At 65.2% G+C, this 25,660-nt stretch carries 24 protein-coding genes; 10 read left to right on the top strand and 14 right to left on the bottom strand.

Features of this window, described 5'->3' with window-relative positions:
• Positions 1 to 113 precede the first annotated feature (113 nt).
• From K6L26_RS29090 to K6L26_RS29075, 4 genes are all read right to left on the bottom strand, one after another.
• Complete coding sequence (locus tag K6L26_RS29090) at positions 114 to 1,613, bottom strand: bifunctional aminoglycoside phosphotransferase/ATP-binding protein (protein WP_221852289.1); 1,500 nt, start codon at positions 1,611 to 1,613, stop codon at positions 114 to 116.
• A gap of 60 nt (positions 1,614 to 1,673) precedes the next feature.
• On the bottom strand, positions 1,674 to 2,336 hold the full coding sequence (locus K6L26_RS29085) for a response regulator transcription factor (protein ID WP_019346625.1): 663 nt from the start codon (positions 2,334 to 2,336) through the stop codon (positions 1,674 to 1,676).
• On the bottom strand, positions 2,333 to 3,550 hold the full coding sequence (locus K6L26_RS29080) for a sensor histidine kinase (RefSeq protein WP_019346624.1): 1,218 nt from the start codon (positions 3,548 to 3,550) through the stop codon (positions 2,333 to 2,335). Before K6L26_RS29080 ends, K6L26_RS29085 begins: the two co-directional genes overlap by 4 nt.
• A gap of 75 nt (positions 3,551 to 3,625) precedes the next feature.
• Complete coding sequence (locus K6L26_RS29075) at positions 3,626 to 3,859, bottom strand: hypothetical protein (protein ID WP_019346623.1); 234 nt, start codon at positions 3,857 to 3,859, stop codon at positions 3,626 to 3,628.
• Between the two features lie 171 nt (positions 3,860 to 4,030).
• On the opposite strand from K6L26_RS29075, the gene K6L26_RS29070 reads away from it, so the two are divergent.
• Together K6L26_RS29070 and K6L26_RS29065 are read left to right on the top strand one after the other, a co-directional pair.
• Positions 4,031 to 4,696 carry a TetR/AcrR family transcriptional regulator gene (locus K6L26_RS29070; RefSeq protein ID WP_131721885.1) on the top strand — a complete coding sequence of 222 codons (666 nt, stop codon included), beginning with the start codon at positions 4,031 to 4,033 and terminating at the stop codon, positions 4,694 to 4,696.
• Between the two features lie 9 nt (positions 4,697 to 4,705).
• The gene (locus tag K6L26_RS29065; protein ID WP_085140008.1) at positions 4,706 to 5,575 is read left to right on the top strand and encodes a LysR family transcriptional regulator ArgP; all 870 of its coding nucleotides are present in this window, start codon (positions 4,706 to 4,708) and stop codon (positions 5,573 to 5,575) included.
• 3 nt (positions 5,576 to 5,578) lie between these two features.
• On the opposite strand, the gene K6L26_RS29060 is transcribed toward K6L26_RS29065, so the two are convergent.
• Positions 5,579 to 6,160, bottom strand: a complete 582-nt coding sequence (locus tag K6L26_RS29060) for a TetR/AcrR family transcriptional regulator (RefSeq protein ID WP_019344914.1) — start codon at positions 6,158 to 6,160, stop codon at positions 5,579 to 5,581.
• Positions 6,161 to 6,173: 13 nt separating this feature from the next.
• Positions 6,174 to 7,118 (bottom strand): oxygenase MpaB family protein, encoded by a 945-nt coding sequence (locus K6L26_RS29055; RefSeq protein WP_043368284.1) that lies wholly within the window; start codon positions 7,116 to 7,118, stop codon positions 6,174 to 6,176.
• Between the two features lie 80 nt (positions 7,119 to 7,198).
• Between K6L26_RS29055 and K6L26_RS29050 the strand changes: the two genes are divergently transcribed.
• A complete protein-coding gene (locus K6L26_RS29050) occupies positions 7,199 to 7,684 on the top strand; it encodes an OsmC family protein (RefSeq protein ID WP_019344916.1) in 486 nt (161 codons plus the stop codon).
• Here K6L26_RS29050 and K6L26_RS29045 read toward each other — a convergent pair.
• From K6L26_RS29045 to K6L26_RS29030, 4 genes are all read right to left on the bottom strand, one after another.
• A complete protein-coding gene (locus tag K6L26_RS29045) occupies positions 7,656 to 9,269 on the bottom strand; it encodes a hypothetical protein (RefSeq protein WP_221852287.1) in 1,614 nt (537 codons plus the stop codon). The genes K6L26_RS29050 and K6L26_RS29045 overlap by 29 nt on opposite strands.
• An 86-nt stretch (positions 9,270 to 9,355) precedes the next feature.
• Positions 9,356 to 12,631, bottom strand: coding sequence for an NAD-glutamate dehydrogenase domain-containing protein (locus K6L26_RS29040; RefSeq protein ID WP_435405376.1), 3,276 nt, complete (start codon positions 12,629 to 12,631; stop codon positions 9,356 to 9,358).
• Positions 12,632 to 12,832: 201 nt separating this feature from the next.
• Positions 12,833 to 13,531, bottom strand: a complete 699-nt coding sequence (locus K6L26_RS29035; protein ID WP_221852285.1) for an alpha/beta hydrolase family protein — start codon at positions 13,529 to 13,531, stop codon at positions 12,833 to 12,835.
• A gap of 10 nt (positions 13,532 to 13,541) precedes the next feature.
• Positions 13,542 to 14,606, bottom strand: a complete 1,065-nt coding sequence (locus K6L26_RS29030; RefSeq protein WP_221852283.1) for an NAD(P)H-dependent amine dehydrogenase family protein — start codon at positions 14,604 to 14,606, stop codon at positions 13,542 to 13,544.
• 99 nt (positions 14,607 to 14,705) lie between these two features.
• Between K6L26_RS29030 and K6L26_RS29025 the strand changes: the two genes are divergently transcribed.
• The 6 genes from K6L26_RS29025 (at position 14,706) to K6L26_RS29000 (ending at position 21,169) form a co-directional block, all read left to right on the top strand.
• Complete coding sequence (locus tag K6L26_RS29025; protein WP_221852281.1) at positions 14,706 to 15,371, top strand: TetR/AcrR family transcriptional regulator C-terminal domain-containing protein; 666 nt, start codon at positions 14,706 to 14,708, stop codon at positions 15,369 to 15,371.
• Positions 15,372 to 15,494: 123 nt separating this feature from the next.
• A complete protein-coding gene (locus K6L26_RS29020) occupies positions 15,495 to 15,914 on the top strand; it encodes an MmpS family transport accessory protein (protein ID WP_275083250.1) in 420 nt (139 codons plus the stop codon).
• The gene (locus tag K6L26_RS29015; protein ID WP_221852280.1) at positions 15,911 to 18,799 is read left to right on the top strand and encodes an MMPL/RND family transporter; all 2,889 of its coding nucleotides are present in this window, start codon (positions 15,911 to 15,913) and stop codon (positions 18,797 to 18,799) included. Before K6L26_RS29020 ends, K6L26_RS29015 begins: the two co-directional genes overlap by 4 nt.
• A 2-nt stretch (positions 18,800 to 18,801) precedes the next feature.
• A complete protein-coding gene (locus K6L26_RS29010) occupies positions 18,802 to 19,437 on the top strand; it encodes a TetR/AcrR family transcriptional regulator (protein ID WP_043368290.1) in 636 nt (211 codons plus the stop codon).
• A gap of 99 nt (positions 19,438 to 19,536) precedes the next feature.
• Positions 19,537 to 20,391 (top strand): oxygenase MpaB family protein, encoded by an 855-nt coding sequence (locus K6L26_RS29005; RefSeq protein WP_221852278.1) that lies wholly within the window; start codon positions 19,537 to 19,539, stop codon positions 20,389 to 20,391.
• Positions 20,392 to 20,668: 277 nt separating this feature from the next.
• Entirely contained in the window at positions 20,669 to 21,169 is a 501-nt protein-coding gene (locus K6L26_RS29000) for a DUF5994 family protein (RefSeq protein WP_019344927.1), read from the top strand.
• 58 nt (positions 21,170 to 21,227) lie between these two features.
• Here the strand turns inward: K6L26_RS29000 and K6L26_RS28995 are convergent, their stop codons facing one another.
• The 3 genes from K6L26_RS28995 to K6L26_RS28985 all read right to left on the bottom strand — a co-directional run bounded on the left by K6L26_RS28995 (position 21,228) and on the right by K6L26_RS28985 (position 23,984).
• Positions 21,228 to 21,431 (bottom strand): cold-shock protein, encoded by a 204-nt coding sequence (locus K6L26_RS28995; RefSeq protein WP_019344928.1) that lies wholly within the window; start codon positions 21,429 to 21,431, stop codon positions 21,228 to 21,230.
• A gap of 137 nt (positions 21,432 to 21,568) precedes the next feature.
• Positions 21,569 to 22,537 carry a DUF808 domain-containing protein gene (locus K6L26_RS28990; protein WP_019344929.1) on the bottom strand — a complete coding sequence of 323 codons (969 nt, stop codon included), beginning with the start codon at positions 22,535 to 22,537 and terminating at the stop codon, positions 21,569 to 21,571.
• Between the two features lie 34 nt (positions 22,538 to 22,571).
• Positions 22,572 to 23,984, bottom strand: coding sequence for an NCS2 family permease (locus K6L26_RS28985; protein ID WP_064895438.1), 1,413 nt, complete (start codon positions 23,982 to 23,984; stop codon positions 22,572 to 22,574).
• 293 nt (positions 23,985 to 24,277) lie between these two features.
• Here K6L26_RS28985 and K6L26_RS28980 point away from each other — a divergent pair, with 293 nt between their 5' ends.
• On the top strand, positions 24,278 to 24,892 hold the full coding sequence (locus tag K6L26_RS28980; RefSeq protein ID WP_036389617.1) for a sigma-70 family RNA polymerase sigma factor: 615 nt from the start codon (positions 24,278 to 24,280) through the stop codon (positions 24,890 to 24,892).
• On the opposite strand, the gene K6L26_RS28975 is transcribed toward K6L26_RS28980, so the two are convergent.
• Positions 24,893 to 25,519, bottom strand: coding sequence for a sigma-70 family RNA polymerase sigma factor (locus tag K6L26_RS28975; RefSeq protein WP_019344932.1), 627 nt, complete (start codon positions 25,517 to 25,519; stop codon positions 24,893 to 24,895).
• Between the last annotated feature and the right edge of the window lie 141 nt (positions 25,520 to 25,660).

Below are 25,660 nucleotides of genomic sequence, written 5' to 3'. Positions count from 1 at the left end.
AGCCGGAAGTGCGACCGCCTTTCTACTTTACAAGGGCCCGCGGACACCGTCAGCCGCAGGGTTTACAGCTGTGATCGGTTTTGTAATGCAATCTGCCTCGAGTGCGACGGGGTTCAGATCGTTGAACAGCAGATTCGCTGAGCTTCGGCGACGGAATCCGCCAGCGGACGACGCGTATTGATCAGGTGGGCGTCGGACCAGTCGGCGCCGCCCGCCGCCAGTCCCTCGGCGATCTGCGGGGTGGCGTCCGAGTTGGTGATCCGCCGTTGCGTGATGCGTTCCTTGGCCTCGTCCAGGGGCACTGTGCAGGCCAATTCTGTTGTCGGGCAATGGCGTTGCGCGGCCAGTTCACGCGCGCGCTGCCGGAGGGCGGGGTCACGCCACGTGCCGTCCAGGATCACCGATCGGCCCCCGGCCAAGGCGGCGTCGGCTCTGCCCAGGACCGCGTCGTATACGGCGGCCACGTTCTCGCTGCTGTACAGACCCTCGTTGAGGATTCCCGCATCGCCGGTGAGGAGGCCTCGTTCCTGCAACTCGCGGCGCACGTCGTCAGTGGAGATGACGTGTGCTGACAACTGCTCAGCCAGTGCGTGCGCCAGTGTGGTCTTGCCGGTGCCAGGGCCACCGCCGACGACGACCAGCCGGATCGCGCCTCGGCGGAGGTGGGCGAGGGCGAGGTCGAGGTGACGTCGGGCGTCGGCCGCGGCATCTTGATTGCCCTGTTGGACCCTGATGCAGTCCGTCTTGGCGCGGACCCCGGCACGGTAGGCGATGTAGAAGTCCACCAGCGCAGTCGGGGCGGTATCGCCAGAGAACCGGCGGTACTCGGCGAGGAAGTGGTCAGCCAGATCTTTCCGGCCGAGAAATTCCAGGTCCATCGCCAGGAACGCGGCATCGTCGATGCAGTCGACGTGACGCAAGTTGTCATCGAACTCGAGGCAATCCAGGATCGCCGGCCCCTGAGGCATACAGAAGATGTCACCGGTCAGCAGGTCGCCGTGACCGTCGACGATGCGGTGGTTCGCGATCCGGTCGGCGAACAACGCGGCCCGCCCGTCGACGAACTGGTCGACCAGCCGGCCGATCTCTGTCACCGATTCGGCGGAGACCACGGTTCCGGCGTGCCGGCGCAGTTCCCTGAGGTTGTCGTGCCAGCGGCCGGATACAGCCGCAACCCGTGCCGCCGTGTCGATGTCGTCTGAACGCTGCGCGTCGGCGTGGAAGTGCGACAGTGCTTCCGCGATCGCCGACAGGTGCTCGACGGCGGGCTCACCATTGACGACGATTGATGTCAGCCGGAGGGCGTCGGGGTACCGGCGCATCACGATCACCGGCTCGGGCGGACCGCCTTGCGGATCCGAGAGGTGGGCGACCCCCAGGTAGCTGTCCGGTGCCAGTCGCTGGTTCAACCGGACCTCACGCTCGCATACCTGTTCGCGACGCTCGACCGAGCTGAAGTCGAGAAAATCGGTGACGACGGGCTTTTTGACCTTGTAGGCCCGGTCTCCGACCAGGGCGACGATCCCGGTGTGCGTCTCGTGGATCTCGGCCACCGCACTCGTGGTCTCGGATTCAGCGGTCGGCACCGGCGCAGGCCAAGCTGAACTACCCATGACCCCATGATGGCCGCGTGGGATCCCGTAGCGGTAGGGCCATAGGTCCTCGAGGTCGGTTCACCGGGGGCTGACGAGCCCGGTGTCGTAGGCATGGATGATCGCCGCGGCGCGGTCACGCAGGTCGAGCTTGATGAAGATGTGGCCGATGTGGCTCTTGACGGTGAGCCCGGAGATGCTGAGCTTTTCGGCGATCTCGGCGTTCGAATGCCCCTTGGCGATCAGGGTCAGCACATCGAGTTCGCGGGCCGTCAGGTCGCCGACGGCGGTACTGCGACGCGGTTCGGCTGACTTGCGGTATGTGGTGAGGACCCGTGAGGTCACCGCCGGGTCCAGATAGCTGTCACCTTGGGCGACCGCGCGCACCGCGCGGATCAGCTCTTCGGCCGAGGAATCCTTCAGTACGAATCCGCTGGCTCCGGCGCGCAGCGCCCCGGAGAGCAATTCGTCATCGTTGAACGTGGTCAGTGCCAGCACCGGTGGACCGTCGGCCGCGGTCACCTGCCGGGTGGCCTCGATCCCGTCGACGCGCTTCATCCGCAGGTCCATCACCACCACGTCGGGGCGGTACTGGGTGATGGCATCTGGCACCTCGTCGCCGTCGGCGCACTCGCCGACGATCACGAAGCCGTCCTTGCGTCGCAGTATGCGCCGCAGCCCCGAGCGCACCAGGTCCTGGTCGTCGACCAGGAGGACCGCGACGTCGGTCACGGGATCGGTCATGACACCACAGGGCACCACCGCGGCGCCCGGTCGGTGTCGTCGAGCGGAATGTTCGTGCGCACCGCCCATCCGTCGTCGGCCGGGCCGACGCTGATGATCCCCCCGAGTTGCTCGACGCGCTGGCGCATACCGTGCACACCGCGGCCCTCGACATCGCGGCCGTTCCTGACGGCCAGCGCGGGCACCGGGAGCCTGTTGGCAACGGTGAGCGACGCCGAAGTGCGTGAGATCCTCAGTAGCACCGTGGCTTCCGCGTCGGGAGCGTGTTTGGCGATGTTTGCCAGGGACTCCTGGGCGATGCGGTACAACGCCAAGCCCACCGCAGCCGAAACCACATCGGTGCGGCCGGTGGCGTCCAACCGCACGGTCAGCCCGGCGCGCACAAAATCCTCGACCAGGCAAGGAATATCGTCGACGCCCGGTTCTGGAGCCATGCTCATCGGGGCGCCGTCGAGCAGTCCGACCGTGCGGCGAATGTCCGCCATGGCCTGCCGGCCGAGGCGTTCGGCTTGTTCTAATGCTTCGACGGCATCGTCGACATCACGATCCTGCTGCAACCCGCGGCGGGCACCGGTCACATGCAGGAGCGTCACACTCAGCGAATGGGCGATTACGTCGTGGACCTCGCGGGCGATACGGCGGCGCTCATCGGCCGCGGCGTGCCGGGCTTGGGCGGCCTGAGCCTCCTGCTGCTGGCGCATGAGCTGCTGCTGGGTGTGCACGAGATAACCGACCAGCCAACCCATTCCGAGGATGCCGAGATAGAGCGGCAGGGCGTCGAGGCGGTGCTGTGCGGCGGCCGTCATCAACAGCGTGGCCGCGGTCAGCGAGGCCAGGAAGCCACCCCACACGCCGACGAGCGAAGCGACTTCGCCGACCATCAGTACCGCGATCAGCGGAGCGAAATCGTTGGACACCGGTGTTGCCGTCGCGAACAGCAACACCGCGGTCGCGGTGGTCCAGGTCGCCCAGACGATCGGCGCCTTGAAATCGACGCCGGACAGGTAGAACAGCGCGAACGGGGCAGTGCAGACCACGAGCGCGAGCAGGCTCGCCGGAAAGTCGGCGGTGGGGCGCTGCAGCATGGCCACCGCGCCGGCGCCGACCACCGTGGCGTCGAACGCCAACACGATGGCCCAGTTGTAGCCCACCGGCAGGGCATAGCCGCGCCGGCGGGCGTGCGCACGGAGGCGGCGCGCGATGCTCCCGAGCATGTTCTGATCGTAGAAGGTGAGCGTGCCGCCGCACCTCCTACTGCGGTGGGATTTTCTGGGGTCGGATTCAAGCACTCAGAGTCGCCACATCTCGCGCGCCATGGCGGCGTCCTCGACGAAGCCCTCCCGCAGCGGCGGATAGTAGGGCCGTTTCAGGTCTGGTCGGGGAAGGCCGGCCAGTGCGGCCCGCACCGCGGTCAGGGTGCGCCGCCACAGGCCGCCTTCGCCGTGGCGAGGGGTAGCCGGCGCCGTCACCGGAGGGGTGAAGACGGCATCTTTCGCCGCCCATCCACGGGCGACGCCTGTCACTGAATTCGCTATGGAGATAGCTGGGGAACGCTGTGCTCGTGTCATGCCTTGACGCTATGAAGAACGCAGGTCAGCCCACATCGCGCTGCCGTCCGATCTTGTCCTACGACCGTGGTAGGAGATCTGCACCGACCGCAGGACGATCAGCACGCCAATGATTACGCTCGTGCTGTGGTCCAGAGCTCGACGCGCAGACGTGGTCCCCGGCGCGATGTCGATACCCGGACATTGATCGTCGACACAGCGGAACGAATGTTCGCCGAGATGTCGATCGGTGCGGTGGCCGCGCGTGCGGTGGCCCGAGAGGCCGGGGTGGCCAGCCGAGCGGTGGCCTATCATTTTCCGGCCAAGAGAGACCTGGTGCTGGAGGTGGCCCGGCGGCGGGCCCCGACCGTCTTCGCGGCTGTAGTCCAGGAACTGGTGCGGGTGGCGCAGTCGGGCAACGAGATTGGTGTCTTCGACGTGGTCGAGGCGCTGATCGCACCGTATGTTCGTCTGCTCGACGACGATCCGGTGGGCGGCTTGCGCTGGCTCAAGGTGATGAATCAGCTGGCCTTGGACGAAGACCAGATCTGGCTGGATCAGCTGGCCGGCACGCCGAGTCTGCCGGAGTTGTTCTTCGCCGCTGCCGGTCGTGCGGTGCCCGACATCAAGAGCAGAGAAGGGCAGCAGCGCAGCACAATTGCGGTTCTTTCGATGATCGGTGCGCTCGCCAGTTCGGATCTCGCCCTCTATGGGCGCCCGCTGGGGCCCGAGGGCTTGGACCGCGGTTGGGTTGACCAGCTCGTCCGGTTCACCGGCAGCGGTTTACTCGGTGACGAGATCCAGCCCGATTAGGATCGTGGCGTGCAGATCGACGGCCAGCAGCTTGCTGCCTTCGCCGCGGTGGTCGAGCTGGGAAGCTTCGACGCGGCCGCGCAGCGTCTGCATGTGACTCCGTCGGCGATCAGCCAGCGCATCAAGGCCCTCGAACAGCGTGTGGGTCAAGTCCTTGTGGTTCGCGAAAAGCCGTGCACTGCAACGTCAGCAGGTGTTCCGTTACTGCGGCTGGCGGCACAGACGGCGCTGCTGGAATCCGAGACGCTGGCCGAGATGGGTGGTGGCTCAGCGCACCGCGCCAGGATCGCGCTGGCGGTCAACGCCGACTCGATGGCGACCTGGTTCACCGGTGTGTTCGCCCAGGCGGCCGAGTTCTTGTTCGACATCAGAATCGAGGATCAGGACCTCTCTGCGCGCCTGCTTCGGGAGGGCGTCGTGATGGGCGCGGTGACCACCGAGCGGCGGGCCGTTCCGGGGTGTCGGGTGCACCCGTTGGGAGCGATGCGCTACGTGCCGGTGGCCAGTGCGGACTACATGCAGCGTCACCTGCCCGACGGATTCACGCGCGATGCTGCGCAGGCGGCGCCCTCGCTGGCCTGGAACCGCGACGACGCGCTGCAGGACCAATTGGTGCGCAAGGTATTCCGCAAAGACATCGTGAGGCCGATTCACTACATCCCGACCGCGGAGGGGTTCGGGGCCGCCGTACGGGCGGGGTTGGCCTGGGGGATGTATCCCGAGGAACTGGTCGACGACGACTTCGTTCGGATCACCGACAACTACCTGGACGTACCGCTGTACTGGCAATGCTGGAAGCTCGACAGCCGCACCGTGCAGGCCGTCACGGCGGCGGTGCGCAACGCGGCGGGCAGCCTGCGCGGGTCGACGCTGGCTTGATTTCTAGCGCACCAGTGGCGCCAAGTGTTTGCGTGCGTAGTCACGGACCGCGGCATCGTCGTTGACGTCCAGTATCGGGCTGGGCATCTGGGCCAGCGACACCGCCAGTCGGATGTGCAATTCGGAGACGGCCAGCAGATCGGCGTCGGGCATGGTGGCACCCGCCGCGCGAAGCGCCTTGGCCATCGCCGACGAGGCATGGTGCAGGAAGGCCGGGGCTTGGTCGTAGGCGCCGGCGACTGCGGTGAAGTCGGTTTCCAGTCGCAAGAACCGGCGCATCACGGGTTCGGTGGTCAGCAGCCGCAGGCCTTCGCTGAACGCTGCCACCGCGGCGTCGCTGGGGCCCGAATCTATTGCCACGGTGCGCAACCGGTGCATGGCCGAGTCGAAGGTGCGGCGGCCGAGTTCGGTGATCAACGCGTCACGGGTGGGGAAGCGACGGTACAGCGTCCGGCGGCTGACACCGGCCTGCTTGGCGATCACGTCCAGGCTGGCCCGACCCAGCCCGACGAGCGCCACCTCCTCGGCGGCTGCCTTGAGGATGGCGTCTTCCTGCTCGGATTGGCTGGCGTTGCTGCGCGGCATCGATACCAGTGTGTCAGCCCGCCGCGGGGCATCCCACCGGGGCGAAGGAATCCAGCGCCACCGACCGGTGCAGACGCACCAGCTTCTCGTACTGCAGCCGGTTGTAGGCCAGGGGAACGAGCAGCAGCCGATCGGGCAGTACCCGCCAGGCCACTTGGAGCAACCTGGTGTACACCGCGAACTCCCGGTCGTGCCGGGATTGCCAGCGGAACCCGGTCAGCTCGCGTACCCCCGGGTGCATGATGCCGAAGGAGCACACCTTGATCACTCGGCCGGCGATGGGCCGAACCGCCAACCACGACGGAGTCAGCGCCAGGCGCACCGGTGCGGGCAGCAACAGGGTGGGCAACGGCAACCGGGTCAGCCCGGCCGTCACGCGGGTCAGGAATTCATTGCCCTGCAACTGGTTTTCGACCATGTCGTCGTAGTACTGAGTGGCCTCGGCGTAGGTTTGCGGCAGTTTCGCCGATGCGCCCGGCAGTTCGATAGCCCCGAAGGCCTTGAGCAACTGGGCGTAGGCCGCTTCTTGTTCGGCGGCGGTCAGGGTGATCCCGGTCGCCGGGGTGAACGAGTGCAGGACGACGAAGATCCCGCTGATGGCGATCCAGTTCCACAGCTGCGGGTTCAGTGCGCTGTAGCGGACGTCGGAGAAGTCGTCCTTTCCGTGCCCGCGGACGTCCCGGTGCATCGTCTGCAGACGGCGCCCTTCGGCGTCACGGTCTTCGGCGTCACCCCAGATCGCCAGGAATGCGGAGAATCCGCTGCGCACCCCGCGATCGAGGAAGTTGCGCTCGAACCGGCCACTGCGGTCGACGGCCGCGGCGACCGGCACCAGGGCCACCTCATCGAAAGCCGCGGCCCCGAAGGCGCCTCCCAGGATGCTGCCCGAGTGCCTGCGGAAATCCGCCAGTACTTCCGGTCGTACGACGTCCTGTTCGGCCACGCTGCCAATAGACATGGCACAAAGTCTAGTTATCTGTGCCAACGTGTCAATGGTGGTTCGCCGGGAACGTCTTGCCTGGTTGGTATGTTCGCGGCATGGCCAACCGGACGCATCGATACGAGGTCGAGGTCACCTGGACCGGCAACACGGGTTCGGGCACCAGCGGCTACCGCGACTACGCCCGCGACCATGACGTGACCGGTGTCGAGACGCCCGGCAAGCCGACGATTCCAGGCAGCGCCGATCCGGCCTTCCGCGGGGATCCGCAGCGGTGGAATCCCGAGGAACTGCTTGTGGCCAGCCTGTCGCAATGCCACATGCTCTGGTATCTGGCGCTGTGCGCCAAAGCGGGCATCGTCGTCACGGCCTACAGTGACCGTCCGCACGGCACGATGAGCGAAAATGCCGAGGGCAGCGGCGTTTTCACCGATGTCACGTTAAGGCCGCAGGTGACCATTACCGACGGCGAACGCGTCGGTGAGGCTACCGAGCTCCATCACGAAGCCCACCGGATGTGTTTCATCGCCAACTCGGTCAGTTTCCCGGTGAGCGCTACACCCACCGTGACAGCACTGAGCTAGGGACCGACGAGGCCTGGACCGGGATGAAATGAACCGCATTCCAGAGGTTTTCGTCGGGTAAGGGACCGGAGTCGATCACCACTGCGGTGGCATCGCCCCGGTCGCCGTCGATGTCGATCGCCTCACCGCTGTCGCCGTAGGTGCCATGGCAGTCACTCAGGCAGCGGCCCGTGGCGGGATCGATGTTGCCATCGAACATGTCGTTGATCCAACCGGCCATCAACCACTGCACGGCCGGGGGATTCTGCGGCTGGGGAACCCCGGCAACCAGATAGGCTGCGGCCTGGATCAGCGGGTTGCCGCCGAGCATGGAATCCATATGGACGCCACCGTCGACGACGACCCCGTTGAACTTTCCGGGCCGGGCCGCCGAGAGATCATCGTTCACCGTGCTCGTCGAGTTGAAAGCGTTCGACGGTGCGCCGAGCTCATATACCGGAACATAGTCGTCCGGGTCGTTACCGTTGCTTGCCTCCAGTTGCGCGAGTCGGTGCATCGCGTTCGGCAGCGTGCCCGAGGGCGGAACCCCGTCCAGCAACACCACCCCGGCCAGATCGTTCGGTGCGTCCTGGCCGTCGGCGCGGCGGGCCACCAACCCCTCGGCGTAGTAGCCGGCGACCCCGGGCGCGAAGCCCCCGCCCAGCGAATGGCCGACGAGTACGAACTGTTGCGGTACCGCGTAGGGCTCCTGCCCGGCTTTCAGCGAGGCGGTTGTCATGCTGGCGTTCAACGCGTCCCGATCTGGATCGAGGAAGAGATCGGCGACGGCCTTGTGCATGCTGTCCCCACCGAGCCACATGCCACCCTCGGTGTACGGGTTGGAGGTCACGGTGGTAACCACAACCACACTGTTGGTGCGCTCAGCCAGATACGAGGCCGTGTAGCTGTACATCGGGCCGGTGGCGATGAATCCGTGCTGTAGGTAGATCAGCCGTTCGGGGTTGCCCTGTGTCGGGAAGTACCAGTCCGCCGGGACCTCGTTACCCGGGGAGACGACCAACGTCGAACTGCTCACCTGAACCGAATCGCGGAGTCCTGTAGGTACCACCGGCGGTCCGTCGAATGTCTGGATGACGGCGCCGATCGCGTTGAAGACGGCCGAGCCCACCGCCTCGGAAACGCGAGAAGCCACTTGCGATATCGCACCCAGCGGGTCGGGCGCGTCAACCGTAGGTGAATCGACAGTCGATGCAACGGTGGACGCGCTGCGCTCGGCCACGCCCTCGGTCGGTGGCGTCACACGCTCGGTGACGTGTGCTCGGACCTCCTTGCGCAACACGGAGAGCGGATCTCGCGACGTCGGGACGCCCTTTGCTTTCTCCATCCGCTTCGCATGCCGGACCCGGGAAGCAGCAGTGGTTGCCGTGGTGACCGGACGATCACTGTGCTTGAGTCGTGAGTTGACGCGGTTGCGCGCGGAGGTTGCGGTGCCGCGTGCCTTTTCGGCACCGGCCGACGACGTCTTCGCCGGACCGGGGTCCGAACCCCCGTCGGGTTCGGCACCGGCGGGCGCGGCGCCGGCGAGCAATGCCGCCGACACCCCGGCCGTCAGCACACCGGCGCCCAACCATCCAGATCCGTGCATGAGAAATCCCCCGCCCGTGGGCCGATCATGAATGGCAGGATGCTAACTCGCCGAATCGGCTGCCGGGCGCGATTCTCAACTTCGGTTCACCGATGCAGCCGGCGCAGCTGGGCTGATGCCACCGACAGCACCGCCAGGTCGGGCTCGGCTGCATCAAGGAACTCATCCAGCGTGCGCTTGGCCCGATCCAGCCGTGGCCGGTTGTAGGCCTCGAAGTCGCGGATGGTGCATGCGGCCTGCGCGCCCTCGATTCCGTGCTTGGTGACGTCGATGGTCAAGTCACGCAATGATCGGTACAGGTCTTCCCGAAGGGCGAGCCGGGCCTGAGCATGCCAGCGGCCACCCCGGGGCAGCGACGACACCGCCAGCAACAGCCGGTCCACTCCGAGCCGGTCGGACAGTTCGAAGTAGATCCTGGCCAGCGCGGTCGGGTCTTCGCCGTGGACATGGGCGACCTCGATGACGTCCAGAAGGCTGAACGCATAGAGGGATTCGCTGATCCGCGCAGCGATATCGGCCGGTACACCGCGAGCCACCAGGTCGTCGTGTGCCGCCAAGACCGTGTCGCGCTCCTGGCCCCGCAGCATCGATCCGAGCTGACCGCGCAGCATCGCCACCTGGTTGCTGAATCGGGTGATCTCGGCGTCGATTTCGAGCGGTTGCGGCCGGTTGAGCACGAACCATCTCGCGGCCCGGTCGAGCAGGCGACGCCCTTCGATGATCATGGCATTCGTCAGTGCGGGCGGAAGGTCGGCGGCATAGATGTCAGACCAGAGCGTGTCGAGATCGAAAACCTCGGATACCACGGCATGAGCGCGCACGATATCGGCTGGGGTAGCGCCGGTTTCCTCTGAAAGCCGGAACGCGAAGGTGAGCCCGGAGGTGGCCAGCACGCGGTTGACGATCGAGGTGGTGATGATCTCCCGGCGCAGCGGATGCTCTGGGAGCGGCTCGCCGAGCCTGCGCCGCAACGTCGGCGGGAAATACCGAGTCAGCAGCGCGACGAAATACGGGTCCTCGAACATTTCGCCGCTGAGCAGCTCGGCCTTCAGGTCGAGTTTGACATGCGCCATCAACGTGGCCAGTTGCGGAGCGGTGAGGCCGCGTCCGCCCTTGGCCAGGTCCGCGAATTCCGTTTGGCTGGGCATGTTCTCGCGGGAGCGGTGCAACCCGCGCCTGGCCTCGAGGTCGGCCGTCATCCGGGCATGCACGTCGACCATCTGGGCGGCGTTGGAGCGGGCGTCGCTGAGCAGCCGATTGTGCGCCTGGTTGTTGGACAGGACGAGCTGCGCGACTTCGTCGGTCATATCGGCCAGCAACCGATTGCGTGCGTTGCCGCTGAGCAGGCCGGACCGCGCTGCGGAGTCCAGCAGGATCTTGATGTTGACCTCGTGGTCGGAGCAGTCCACTCCGGCCGCGTTGTCGATGGCATCGGTGCTCACCAGGCCGCCGCGCCGGGCGTATTCGATGCGGGCGCGTTGGGACAGACCGAGATTGCCGCCTTCGACGATCACCCGTGCCCGGACCGCGTCGGCGTCCACCCGCACCGGATCGTTGACCTTGTCGGCGATGTCGGAGTGCTGTTCGTCGGCGGCCTTGATGTATGTGCCGATCCCGCCGTTGAACAACAGGTCGACCGGGGCGCGCAGGATGTGGCTGATCAGCTGGGTGGGAGTGAGCCGGACTTCGCCGTCGTCGATGCCGAGTGCGGCTCGCATCTCCGGTGTGGTGACAATGGTTTTCGCGGTCCGCGGCCATACCCCACCGCCGATGCTGATCACCGAGCGGTCGTAGTCGTCCCACGAAGATTGAGGCAGTTCGAAAAGCCGCTGCCGTTCCTTGCGGGCCGACACGGTGTCGGGCTGCGGGTCGACGAAGATGTGCCGGTGATCGAACGCGGCCACCAGTCGCAGTCCGGGGCGCAGCAGCATGCCGTTGCCGAAGACATCCCCGCTCATATCGCCGACGCCGACGGCGGTGAATTCGTCCGCCGCCGAATCGATGCCGAGTTCGGCGAGGTGGGTGTCGCCGCTGACCCAGGCGCCGCGGGCGGTGATGCCCATCGCTTTGTGGTCGTAACCGGCAGAACCGCCGGAGGCGAAGGCGTCGCCCATCCAGTAACCGCGGTCCAGGGCGACTGCGTTGGCCGAATCGGAGAAGGTGGCGGTGCCCTTGTCCGCGGCCACCACCAGGTAGGGGTCGGGCCCGTCGTGGCACACGACGCCACCGAAGCGGGGTCGGTCGTCGGAATCGGACGGTGCGGTCTTGTCGACCACGTCGAGCAGTGCGGCGATGAACTGGCGGTAGCTCCGTAGCCCCTGGACGCGGGGAGATTCACCGGCTGCGGGTCGGGCCTTGACGACGAAGACGCCTTTGGCGCCGACCGGCACGATCATCGCGTTCTTGACGGCCTGCGCCTTGACCAGTCCCAGGACCTCGGTGCGGTAGTCGTCGTGGCGGTCCGACCAGCGCAGCCCGCCGCGGGCCACCAGCCCGAAGCGAAGGTGCAGACCTTCGAATTGCGCGGAGTACACGAAGATTTCGGAAAGTGGACGCGGCTGTGGCAGCTCGTCGATGGACTGCGCGTCGAGCTTGTGGACCAGATAGGGAGCCCAGACCGTGAGGGCGTCGGGTGCGAACGCGTTGGTGCGTACGGTGGCGTTGATCAGATTGTGATAGCTGCGCAGGATCCGGTCGGCGTCGATATGCAGCACCTGATCGATCTCGGTGGCCACCCGCTGTTCGGCTTCGGTGATGCGGGCGATGCGGTGGGGGCTGTCGGCGGGTTGCTCGGTGCGGTCGAACCGCGCCTCGAACAGGTCGAGCAGGGCCCGCGTGGCCGCCGGGTTGTCCAGCAGGACCCGCTGGATGCGGGTCTGGCCGTAGGGCAACGGCAGCTGCCGAAGGTATCGACTGTAGCTGCGCAGCACGGTGACCTGGCGCCAGCTCAGGGCAGCCCGCAGCAGCAGCGCGTTGAACCCGTCCGATTCGACCCGGCCCGCCCACATCGCCTGGAAGGTTTCGCGGATGCGGTCGACGGTATCGGCCTGCGGTCGGGCGACCGCTTCGGCAACGTCAGGACCGGGCTGTAACAGCAGGTGATAGACATGGCAGATCCGCCCGTCCGGCCGGGTCCAGGTGCCGGCCTGCTCCTCGAGGACCTCAAGGTCCATGCTCTGCAGCGCGGGCAGCATCCGGCGCAACGGGACCGGGTCGAGCGCGGCGAGGGCGAAGTTCAGCCGGCCGTCCGCGCCGGCAGCCCAGTCGAGATTCACCGCGACGGCATCACCCATCAGATCGTTGAGCGCCGTGGCCTCAAGGAGCCGGCTGGGTACCACGACCCCGGCGCGCTGATCTTGCATGTCGGGCCCAATGGCATTGGCGCGCAACGAGTCCACGGTTCGGTTCTCCTCAATCGTCGTTGATCGATGCCGTCGGTCGCGGTCGACGGTGTAGACAATCCTGGGGTGTGGAGCGCGACTGCGGAGCCGACAAAGTGTCAGCAACATGGGCCTGGTGTTTACACTGTGTCGGCCAAAGTCATGTGACGATGAGAGTGTCGATCAAATAGGTTGTTCGGCAAGCCATTCAGCCGCGTGAGCCCAGTGCTCGGAGGTCGGGTTGATCTGGTCGCCGTGAGGTAACCGGGCGTACTCACGCAGCTCGATGTTGTCGCCATGGCGGATCGCGGCGTCGCGGTAGTCGCGCGAATGCGCTACCGGCACGCGGGCGTCATCGAGCCCGTGGGTGATGAGTACGGGGCGGCCGACCGGGAGCTGGTAGCGCGGGGAAGCCGTGGCGTAGGCGTCGGGGTTCTGCTCGGGTGTGTCGCCGATGAACTCGATCGCGGCTTGCTCACCGAGGTCCTCATCGAAGGTGCGTCGCACATCTGTCACCGGCGCGAGGGCCAAGACGAGATGGGCCAGGCGGGCGTTGAGCAAAGCCAGTTCACCGCCAACGGAATGCCCGATCAGCACGATGCGGTGCTCACTGGGTGCCGCGCCTATCGCGACGGTGACAGCGGCTGTGGCGTCTTGGAGCGTTGTCGGGTAGCCGCCGGCCCGGCCGACCCGGCGGTACTCGATGTTGGCGACGCTCCAGCCGCGCGCCGTCAGGTCCGCGGCCAACGGTTCCATGAGGTCGGCGCCGAAGCTCCCGCGCCAGTAGCCGCCGTGGATCAGCACCGCCAGACCGATGGGCGCCGACCCCGGCGCCCACCGATCGACGTATTGCTCAGGATGGGAACCGTATGTATGTCTCATACAGTCGGTTCTAGCTCGCGGGCACGACTCCGCGGGGCAGGATCAGCGGCAGATCGTTGTAGGTGACGATGCCGGGTGCGGCGTTGACCACTGCGGGGATCGCGTTGATCGGGGGAGTGGCGGTCATGATGTGCCCGAGCACCATGAATTCCTCGAGCGTGGTTGCCTCGAAGTCCGGGGGCGGTAGGAAGCCGACTTTCATCGTCACCGTCGGCCGGCCGGCAACCTCGATTACCCAGCCGTCTTGGTCGATCTGCCAATCGGGTTGCAGTGTCTGGCCTTTGCGCCACCGCAGAGTGAGTTCGACGCGGGTGGTGTCTCCGACGATTCCCTTCCAGCTGACGAAGACGCCCGCCACACCGCCCGCCGGGATGGTCCATGATCCGAGATTGAGATCCTCTGTGGTCTGGGCATATTCGGCGTCGCAGCGGACTTCGTCGAATTCGATGCCGAGCGCATCGCCGATCATCCGCACGGCCTCACCGAACACTCCGGTGCCGTGTGCGGTCATCGCCTGCAGGTCGGGGTGATCGATGGGCTGACCGAACCCGACCGGCTTCTCGGTTTCGGGTGAGTCGTAGAACGTGGTGTCGGCGGCTTCGTTGACGGTGATCTTGTCCACGCGATCGCAGATACCCGCGGCAACGACTGCCAACTGGTTGACATAGCCCGGGCTGATGCCCGATCCGAACATGGTGGAACCGCCCATGCGGCACGCCTCGGCGATTCGGTCGCGGCCCTCGCCCTGGTTATGTCCGGTGATGAAGGAGGCCGTCGCCACGACATTGACGCCGGCCGACAGGATTTCGACGAGTTCGTCGACGTCGATCCACATCGGGTTGTAGACCACGACATCGGGTTTGAGGGCGAGCAGCGCCTGAACGTCGTTTGTGGCGGTCACCCCGAGCGGCTCGATCCCGACGAGCTCACCGACGTCCTTGCCGGCCTTGTCGGTTGACCACGCATAGCAGCCGACCAGCTCCAGGGTTGGGTTGCGGGCGATGGCCGCCACCGAACTCTTTCCGACGTTGCCGGTTGTCCACTGGACGACCCGATATGGCGAAGTTTGTGACATGCGGCGGCTCCCTTGCTCGGTTTCGGGCAGTTTTCCACGACCGTGAGAAAAAGGAAGAGTGGTGCGTCGGCATGGTCGCGAACAACTAGGATTGCCGGTGTGACCACCGGAAACGCACCACGCAGGGGGCGGCCACCGCGCATCGATCAGAAGCAGATCGTCGCGGCGGCGCGGGCGTTGGCGCCGGGTGCGTTGACCATGCAGGCGGTGGCCGACGCACTCGGGGTGGACCGCACGACGCTGCACTACTACGTCGGCGACCGCGACGGTCTACTCGAGCTCGTGGTGGCCGATCTGTTCGAGACCGAACTGCGCTCGATCGAGTTACCTACCGGGGCCGGCTGGCAGGAAGTCCTGCGGGCCTACGGCAACGCCATCCGGCAGGGCGTACTCAAACTCGGTGTGACGGCTACGAGTTTCCGGCTGCGCGGAACCAGCGGGGCGGCCAGCCTCGCCTTGGCGGAACAGGTGCTGCAGGCCCTGACCGACGGCGGATTCACTACCGACGATGCCGGGCGGGCGCTCACCCTGGTGTCCGGGCTCGCGATGTCAGCAGCGCATGACGTGCTGGGGTCGGCGGAGTCCCGACTGCACCACCAAACACCCGAGGTGGTGCGTGCCCTGAAGGACCTGCCGTCCAGTGACTTCCCACTGCTCAGTGGCGTGGTGGCCGACCGCAGCACCGATGCCGGCGCAGCTGCTCGGGATTTCGACTTCAACCTCGACATCGTGATCGCCGGCTTAGAGCGCTTCCTCGCTGCGTAGAGGCCGAGTCGCTGGGGAGGACCGGCTCGAGTACAGTGCTCAGCATCCTCTTAGGCGGAACTTGAGTTCCGTCTGGGTCAATTTTTGCATAGGGTCAGGTCGGGAGGCGCAACTGTGTTCGGGTTGCTCAAGAAAGCGTGGATACCACTCACCTTGGTGGTGGTCGTCGCTTTGGGCGCGTACGCGATCTTGCGGATCCGTGAGTCCAACCATCAGGTTCCGAGGGCGGCCGATGGCTCGGGTATCACCGCGAATTTCAATCCGAAGCACATCACCTATGAGGTCACCGGCTCCGGTGGAACGGCCAACCTCAATTACCTCGATGAGAACGGTCAGCCTCATCTCATCGAAAACACTCCGCTGCCTTGGTCGTTCACGATCGTGACGACGCTGCCCTCGATGTCGGCCAACATCATGGCCCAGGGCGATCGTGACGTGAGCGATCTGCGCTGTCGGGTAACGGTCGACGGCGAGGTCCGCGACGACCGGGCGAGCACAGACACCGTCAAACCGTTCATCTACTGCTTGGTGAAATCCGTATGAGCAACGCGCACTCGAAGCCGCACCGTCCGTTCCTGGGCCACATGGTCCGGATCTTCTCGCTGCCGATCATCATCTTCTGGGTGCTCGTGGTGGTCGCGCTGGGTGCGCTGGTGCCCTCACTCGACGCGGTCGCCGAAATGCGGCAGGTGCCGTTGAGCCCGACGAATTCGCCGTCGTATCAGGGCATGTTGAACATCGGCAAGGTGTTCCAACAGTACGATTCCGACTCCTCGGCAATGGTCGTGCTCGAAGGTGAGGACAAACTCGGCGACGAGGCGCACAAGTACTACGACCAGATCATCGACAAGCTCGAGACTGATCGCGAACATGTCCAGAACATTCAGGACTTCTGGAGCGATCCGCTGACCGCCGCCGGTTCGCAGAGTGTCGACGGCAAGTCGGCCTACGTGCAGATCTTTCTCAACGGTTCCCAAGGCACCAGCGCCAGCCACGAATCGGTGGCCGCGGTGCGCGACATCGTCGCTTCAGTGCCTGCCCCGCCGGGCATCAAAGCCCACGTCGCCGGCAACACCGTGCTCAACGCCGATACCCAGGTCGCCGGGCACCAGAGCATGGCGACCATGGAGTTGGTGTCGGTTGCCGTCATCATCGTGATGCTGCTGTTCATCTACCGGTCCATCGTGACGATGCTGGTGTCGATGGTCATCATCGGCCTCGAACTCTTTGCCGCGCAGGGAGTTACCGCTGCAGCCGGGTATGTGAACATCATCGGCCTGACCCCGTACGCGGTCAGCATGGTCACCATGCTGTCGCTGGCGGCGGGTACCGACTACGTGATCTTCCTACTCGGTCGATACCACGAGGAGAGATCGAAGGGCCTGGTGAAGGACGAGGCGTTCTACGTCGCGTATCACGGTGTCTCCCACGTCATCCTGGGCTCGGGTTTGACCATCGCGGGCGCCTGTATGTGTCTGACGATGACCACGTTGCCCTATTTCCAGACCATGGGTCTGCCATGCGCCATCGCGATCCTGGTGATCATCGCCGCCGCCCTGACGCTGGCCCCTGCTGTGCTGACGGTTGCCTCGAAGTTCGGTCTGCTGGATCCGAAGCGGGAGCTCTCCACCAGGGGCTGGCGCAAGGTCGGCACGTCCGTGGTGCGCTGGCCGATCCCGATCATCTTCGTCACCAGCCTGATTGCCGTCATCGGCTTCGTGAGCCTGCTGACCTATGTGCCGCAGTACAACGATCAGAAGTTCACTCCCGAAGACATGCCGGCCAACTTGGCCATGGGTGTGGCCGACCGGCACTTCTCCCAGGCCCGCATGAACCCCGAACTGTTGATGCTGGAAGCCGACCACGACCTGCGCAACCCGGCGGACATGCTGGTGATCGACCGGGTCGCCAAGGGGGTGGTCCACATGCGCGGTATCGAGCGGGTCCAGACGATTACCCGCCCGTTGGGTTCGCCCATCGAGCACAGCTCCATCCCGTTCCTGCTCGGCGCGCAGAACGCCGGAACATTGCAGGGCGCGAAGTTCAACAACGACAACTCCGCTCAGATGCTGGAGCAGGCCGACGAGATGGGCCGGACTGTGGCCAGCATGGAACGCATGTACACGCTCATGACCGAGCTGACCGCGACCACGCACAGCATGGTCGGCAACACGCACGAAATGGTGGAAGCTACCAAGGAGATGCGCGACAACCTGGCCAATTTCGACGATTTCTTCCGGCCGTTGCGCAACTACCTGTACTGGGAACCGCACTGCTACGACATTCCGGTGTGCCAGTCGATGCGGTCGATCTTCGACACCCTCGACGGCATCGACACGCTGACCGACAAGATGCAGACGCTGACCACCGACATGGACCGGATGGACCAGCTGATGCCGCAGATGCTGCCGGAGTTGCGTTCGACCATCGACTCGATGACCCGGATGCGCGATTTCATGATCGCCACTCACAGCACCATGGCCGGCACCCAGGCTCAGCAACAGGAACTGGCCAAGGGCGCCACCGAGATCGGTCTGTACTTCGATCAGGCCAAGAACGACGACTTCTTCTACCTGCCGCCGGATGTGTTCGACAACCCGGACTTCGAGCGCGGGCTGAAGATGTTCGTCTCGCCGGACGGTCATGCGGTGCGCTACATCATCACCCATCAGGGTGACCCGGCCTCGGTGGAGGGCATCGAGCACGTCCGCGACCTCAAAGGCGTTGTGGCCGATGCGGTCAAGGGCACCCCGCTGGCCAACGCGAAGGTGTCGCTGGCGGGCACCGCGTCGATGTATGCCGACATGCAGGACGGCGTCAAGACGGATCTGATGATCGCGATCATCGCCTCGATGATCCTGATCTTCTCGATCATGTTGATCATCACCCGAAGTGTGGTGGCCGCCTTGGTGATCGTCGGCACGGTGGCCGCATCCCTGGGCACCGCATGCGGCTTGTCGGTGCTGCTGTGGCAAGACATTCTCGGGCTCGGCGTGCAGTGGATCGTGATCCCGCTGTCGATGGTGATCCTGCTGGCTGTCGGTTCGGACTACAACCTGCTGGTGGTCTCCCGCTTGCGCGAGGAGATCCACGCCGGGCTCAATACGGGCATCATCCGTGCTGTCGGTGCCACCGGGCGAGTCGTCACGGCGGCCGGGCTGGTGTTCGCCTTCACCATGGCGTCGATGATCGTCAGCGACCTGCGGGTGATCGGGCAGCTCGGTACCACCATCGGCATCGGCCTGATCGTCGACACGTTGATCGTGCGCTCCTTCATGACCCCGTCGATCGCCGCGGCGCTGGGCCGCTGGTTCTGGTGGCCGCTCAACACCTTTGAGATCACCAGGCAGGGCCGCCTCGAACGCGAACGGAAGAAGTCCGACCAGATCGATGACAACACGGCACCCATTCCGACGACTTCGGCGTGACCATGACAGCCGGCCGTGACAATCTGCCGGACGCAGACTCAAAACTGCGTCGGCGTACCGATGGCCGTCTGGACCGGTCGCGTGACGCGGCCATCCTCGACGCGGCGCTGGCGGCCCTGGCGGAGAACGGCTACGTCAACACCAACATGAACGACATCGCCGCGCGAGCCGGTGTCGGGAAGGCAGCGATCTACCGCCGCTGGTCGTCGAAGGCCGCACTGATCACCGATGCCCTGGTGTACTGGCGGCCCGACCTACTCGATGACGATGCGCCCGACACCGGCAGCCTGGAAGGCGATTTCGACGAACTCGTCCGCCGAGCGGTGCGCAACGACGAAGAGCACTTCTCGTACGACTTGGTGTTGCGGGCCGCGGTCGAGGCCACCCACGATCCGCATCTGGCCTCAGCCCTCGACGATCTGATGCTGCTCAAAGGCAGGCGTGTGGTGACGGCCATCCTGCGGCAGGCCGCGGCTCGGGGTGAGGTGTCGCGAGACCAAGACTGGTCGCTGGTTGCCGATGTGATGACCGGGATGTGTCTCATGCGCGTGATCAGCGGGCAGAGTATCGACGCGAAGTTCATCCGGGATGTCATCGATACGTTGATCCTGCCTGCGGTGCGGGCGTCGAACCGCTGAGGTCCGCGGACGGATCGGGATGCCACAGGGTGGCAATTTCGGTCGCGGTGCGCCACTCTTATCTGAGAACGATGGATTCCAGAAAGTTGGGGTGCGACCATGGGGCCGAGTGCTCAGCGACTGTCTCGTAGAGAGCTGGACGAGCTCGACTGCCGTTTCTTCGGCAGGTCGCTGTTGTCGATGGGGCACACCATGAGCACGGCCAACGTGATCATGCAGTTGGCCAATCCGGCCGTCGGCTATGGCGTCGCCCGCAGCAAGGTGGAGGACGGGCGCCTGGACCGCCATCCGATCAAACGGGCGCGCACCACGGCTTCTTACCTGGCCGTCGCGGTGCTGGGAAACGCCGAGGATCGTCGCCGGTATCGGCAAGCGGTCAATCGCCAACACGCTCAGGTTCGTTCCGACGGGGACAGTCCGGTGGAGTACAACGCCATGGATCCGGAACTGCAGCTCTGGGTTGCGGCCTGCCTTTACTTCGGCTGGGAAGACATTTATCAACGGGTGCACGGGCCGCTCGCCGGTGCCGAGCGGGAAAAGTTCTACCAGCAGGGGAAGGTCTGTGGCACGACGCTGCAGATGCCGGCCGAGATGTGGCCGCCGGACCGTGACGCCTTCACGCGGTACTGGGATACGCAAGTCGGAAAGATCCAGATCAGCGACGAGGTCCGGGAGTTTCTGCTCGACATCGCCAACTTCGGGTATGCGCACCCGGTGATCCAGAAGCGGTTCGGGCCGGTCAAGTACCGCCGCACCATCGGCTACCTGCCGCCGGCGTTCCGTGAAGCGATGCGGGTGCCGTGGACGGCCGAGGATCAACAGTGGTTCGACGAATATGTGGCGCGGTGTGTCGCAGGGGAGCGGAAGAAGCCACTGTGGCTGTCGCAGTTAGGATTCCGCGTCTTGCTCTGGGATGTCCGTGCCCGGTGCCGACTCCGGCGGCGCTTGGTTTGACGGCGCAGTGGGACGTCGTCCGCCCAGCGGGTGTAGATTCGAGGGTGGGCCGGATACATCACAGGTCAGCCGGTGATCAACCGTCGCTTGCTTTCCACTACGGTGCGGTAGTCGCACCACTCAAGGACAGTCTTATGGAATCGTCCGAACTGTTTTCACACACCGAGCGACAAGACCCGGTACGGGTGGCGGCGAACTTGACCGAACCGGCGGCGCCGCTGGTCTTTTCGGATCGGGCGTCGGGCGAGCTCACGCCTCGATCAGGTCCGCAGTCGTCGTGAACGGCCTCAACGGGACCCGGCGGCTGGCCAGCCCGGTTCGGCTCACCCTCGCCACGCGATTGGGCGCTGACATCGATGGGGCGTGGTGGCCTCACACCGGGTCGGTGGCCAACGAATTGCCTGAACTGGTCGGAGTCCTGCATCGATCGCTCGGGGAAGTTGTTGATATTCGGGTCAATTGGTCGGCTTCCGAGGGGCAACTCGATCTTGACTCGATCGTTGGTGGTACTCGAAGCCCGACCGGGATGAAGCTGAGCCGGCCTCGTTTGATGATGGTGGCCGGCCGGGACGCGAGCGTGAAACTCCTTGTCGTGCCTTGCAAGACGTCCGTCGCTCTCGGCGCGTTGGTGATGCGCTGTGCCGCGGCGATGCCTGTTGAGGAAACGGTGCGGCGCTCTCCCGCTTTCGACACTGCAGACCGAGTGTTGCGTATCGCTCAGCTCGAATCAGCCAAGTGGTTACGGCGCGAGCAGGACGTGCCGGAAACGCTTGGCTGAAACCAAATGGGCCGGGCGGAATTCATCCGCTCCGGCCCACCATCAGGTCTTGCAAAGACTAGATCGCAGTGACTCCCACTGCCTGGGGGCCCTTGGCTCCCTGGGTGATCTCGAACTCGACACGCTGATTCTCGTCCAGCGACCGGAATCCACTTCCGGTGATCTCGGAGTAGTGGACGAAGACGTCCGGGGCGCCGCCGTCAGGGGCGATGAAGCCGAAGCCCTTTTCGCCGTTGAACCATTTCACAGTTCCCTGTGTCATATTTTTACTTCTCTCATTGGTGAAACAGGACGTACCAAAAACGTCCGCATCGAGTATCGCACGTGAAGCCGAGATAGTTGGCCTCGCGGCCCCGGCGAGAAGCCTGGCCACGGTATCGTGTGCAGCCGAAATCAGCGTCACGCAGGCGCGTCGTGCTTCTCCTTCTTGCCGAACGGCAGCACATGCATGATCCCGACCACCACGGTGCCGACCACAAGGCCGATGACAGCCGAGGCGGCGGTGTTGGTCAGCCAGGCCAGCAGACCGCCGAACGGCTCGCCGACGGCGTGGTGCACGGCCTCCTCTGCGTGGTGCACCACGTCGTAGATGGTGTGCCAGCCCAGGGTGTTGGTACCGGCCAGCAGGATGTGTCCGCCGACCCAGAGCATCGCGACCGTGCCGATGGTCGACAGGGCCGCCAGCAGCTTGGGCATGCCGGCAACCAGGCCGCGGCCGATCTTCTGCGCGAACTTTGATGAGCGCTGGGCCAACAGCAGGCCGATGTCGTCCATCTTCACGATGCCGGCCACCACGCCGTAGACGGCGGCGGTGATCACGAGCGCGACGATCACCAGAATGATCAGTCGTGGCCAGAAAGTCTGATTGGCCACTTCGTTCAGCGCGATCACCATGATCTCGGCGGACAAGATGAAGTCGGTGCGGATCGCCCCGGTGACCATGTATTTCTCGGCGTCCCCGCCGACGGCCGCGGTCAGCTCGCCGTGCTCGCCGCCGCCGTGTCCGCCGTGGCCGGTGAACCGTGCCCAGACCTTCTCGGCGCCCTCGAAGCAGAGGTAAGTGGCGCCCAGCATCAAGATGGGCGTCAGCAACCATGGCGCGAACTGGCTGAGCAATAGTGCGGCGGGCAGGATGAACAGGATCTTGTTGCGCAGCGAGCCGATCGCGATGCGCTTGATCACCGGCAGCTCACGTTCGGCGGTGATGCCGTGCACGTACTGCGGGGTGACCGCGGTGTCGTCGATCACCACGCCGGCGGCCTTGGCGGTGGCTTTGCCGGTGGCTGCACCGATGTCATCGATCGACGCCGCGGCCAGCCGGGCCAGCGCCGCAATGTCGTCGAGCAAACCGAACAGGCCGGCGCTCATGCCTTCATCCCCATGCGGGGAAGGCTACCGGCACTCACATGCCGATGAGTGACTCGATCCAGCCGCGGGCGAAGTACAGGATGAAGCCGGCGGCCACGATCCACAGCAGCGGGCTGACCTCACGCGCCTTACCGGCGGCCGACCGCAGCACAGCCCAGGCCACGAACCCGACGCCGATGCCGTTGGCGATCGAGTAGCTGAAGGCCATGGTGGCCACGGTGAGCACCACCGGCAGGGCCACGGAGAACTCGGACAGATCGATGTGTCGCAGCTGGGACACCATCATGGCGCCCACGATGACGAGGGCTGCGGCGGCGACCTCGGTGGGCACGATCGAGGCCAGCGGGGCGACGAACATGGCCGCCAGGAACAGCACACCGGTGATGAGGTTGGCGAAGCCGGTGCGGGAGCCTTCCTCGATACCCGCGCCGGATTCGATGAAGACGGTGTTCGACGACGCCGACGAGGAGCCGCCGACGACGGCGCCGGCGCCTTCGACGATCAGGGCCGATTTCAGCCGCGGGAAGTTGCCCTGGGAGTCGGACAGCCCGGCTTCCCGGGACAACCCGGTCATGGTTCCCATGGCGTCGAAGAAATTGGCGAACACCAACGTGAACACCAGCATGATGGCCGCCAAGTACCCGATCCGGCTGAAGGCGCCGAGGCTGACGTCGCCGACCAGTGACAGGTCGGGCAATGCGAACGGTGAGCCGGACAGGGCCGGCACCGACAGGCCCCAACCGCCGTGCTTTTCCTGCGCCGAACCCAGGTGCCAGATCGCTTCGACGATCACAGCCACCACGGTGCCTGTCACCAGACCGATCAGGATGCCGCCGCGGACTTTGCGGGCTACCAGGATGCCGGTGACCAACAACGTGAACACGAACACCACGGTGGGCACGGTGTTGATCGAGCCGACGCCACCGGTGCCGAGCCCGACCGGGGGTGAGGGCAGGCCGGTCGAGCCGACGAAACCCGCGTCGACCAGTCCGATGAAGAGGATGAACAGCCCGATGCCCGCCGTGATCGCCAGTTTGAGTTGCATCGGGACGGCGTCGAACACCAGACGGCGGAACCCGCTGGCCGCCAGCGCCACGATGATGAGACCGTCGATGACCACCAGGCCCATGGCCTCGGGCCAGGTGACCGTGCCCACCACGGTGGTGGCCAGAAACGAGTTGATGCCCAGACCGGCGGCGAACGCGAACGGCAACCGGGCGATGATCCCGAACAAGATGGTCATCACGCCTGCCGCCAGACATGTCGTGGCCGAGACCTGGGCGAACTGCAGCTTGTTGCCGTCGACGTCGGCGGAGGCGGAGAGGACGACGGGGTTCAGCACGATGATGTAGGCCATCGCGATGAAGGTGACCACGCCGCCCCGGATCTCGGAGAGGACTGTTGAACCACGGGTCGAGATCTCGAAGAAGCGATCGAGTCGATTCATAAGCGATGAGCCTAAGGCGCAAGCGGCCCAGTTTCCCGGCGTATCGGTCAACGTGGTCGGGGGCCATCCAACCCTGTGGTCAGTTACAGATGTTGAACGGCAACAGCCGCAAAGAGATTGGCGGCGAAAAATGGTTTGACCTCAACTTGGGTTGAGGTGTCATGCTGCGTGCATGACAGTTCGGCGCGACGGGTTCGGCCTGCAAGCCACCTGGAAAACCACCTCGAACCCGGGGGTTATCCCCCTGGGGAATCCGATGCGTCGCTGGATAGCTTCGAGTGGCGAGATAGCCGATGCCGAGGAACGCGGGTGGGCACGTGGATACTGATGATTGTCTCTCGGAACGGTTCGAGCGGGATGCGCTGCCGTTGGTGGACCAGCTGTATGCCGCCGCGCGGCGCTACACCCGCAATGTGGCCGACGCCGAAGACCTGGTTCAGGAGACAATGGTCAAGGCGTACAGCAGCTTTCACACGTACCGAGACGGTACGAACATCCGGGCCTGGTTGTTCCGGATCCTGACCAACACGTGGATCAACTCTTACCGCACGGCGCAGCGGCGACCGCAGGAGGTCTTCGCCGACGAGTTGACGGACGCGCAACTGGCCGAGGTGGCGGAGCGGTTCCCGCTCGGTGTGGTCTCGGCGGAACTGGCGGCGCTGGAATCGATGGGCGATGACGACGTGCGGCAGGCCATGCGGGCATTGCCCGAATCGCAGGGCATCGTCGTGTACTACGCCGACGTTGCGGGGTTCCGGTACAAGGAGATTGCCGAGATCCTGCAAATTCCTGTGGGAACGGTGATGTCGCGTTTGCACCGGGGCAGGCGAAATCTTCGTACCCTGCTCGTCGGCGCCGAGGTGGCCGGCGGGTATGTCGGCAATCGAATGCCCTGCGCGGCAGCGTGATTAGTGCTCAGCGAGCTCCAACGGTCCTTGGCCGTCTGCTGGACTGCGGATGATTCCCCGGTCTTTCGCGACGTCGTTCAGCAGCTCGCGTAGTCGGCGTCGGCCACGTGCGAGCCTCGACATCACCGTTCCGACGGGGGTGCCCATCAGGGCGGCGATCTCACGGTAGGCATAGCCTTCCACGTCGGCGAGGTACACCGTTACCCGGTTGACCGCCGGTATGGCGCGAAGCGCGTCGGCAACCTCGTCGTCGCGGATCGCTTCGAGGGCTTCCACTTCGGCTGACCGCAGCCCCGTTGAGGTGTGGCAAGCTTCCGCGGACAATTGCCAATCGGTGAAATCCTCACATAGCTGCTCGGCCACACTCCGCTGCCGCGCGCGGTATGTGTTGACCCAGTTGTTGTACATGATCCGGAACAACCAGGCTCGGGCGTTCGAGTCCGGCTGGAAAGTGTGAAATCCGCTGAACGCCTTGAGCATTGTGTCCTGCAGCAGATCTTCGGCGTCATACGGGTTGGTGGTCAACCTTCGTGCGCGGCCGCGGATCTGCTCGATGCAGGGCGATACCGTGTCGACGAAGCGGGTGGCGTCCGGGCGGTCGGGTGGCGGTGCCCCGTGGTTGTTCAACCTCAGGCACCTCCTCTCGACCTATATATAGAATATCTATGGATTAATAATAGCCGATCTAGGTAGCTCGCGGCAAATGATCTGGTGGGTCCCGCGCATCGAAAGGCCGGTCCGCTTGGTCAAAGTCGATGCCCCAAGGGG

This window comes from Mycobacterium farcinogenes, assembly GCF_019739075.1.
Lineage (GTDB): Bacteria > Actinomycetota > Actinomycetes > Mycobacteriales > Mycobacteriaceae > Mycobacterium > Mycobacterium senegalense.
This window is presented reverse-complemented; position numbering and strand designations above follow the sequence as displayed.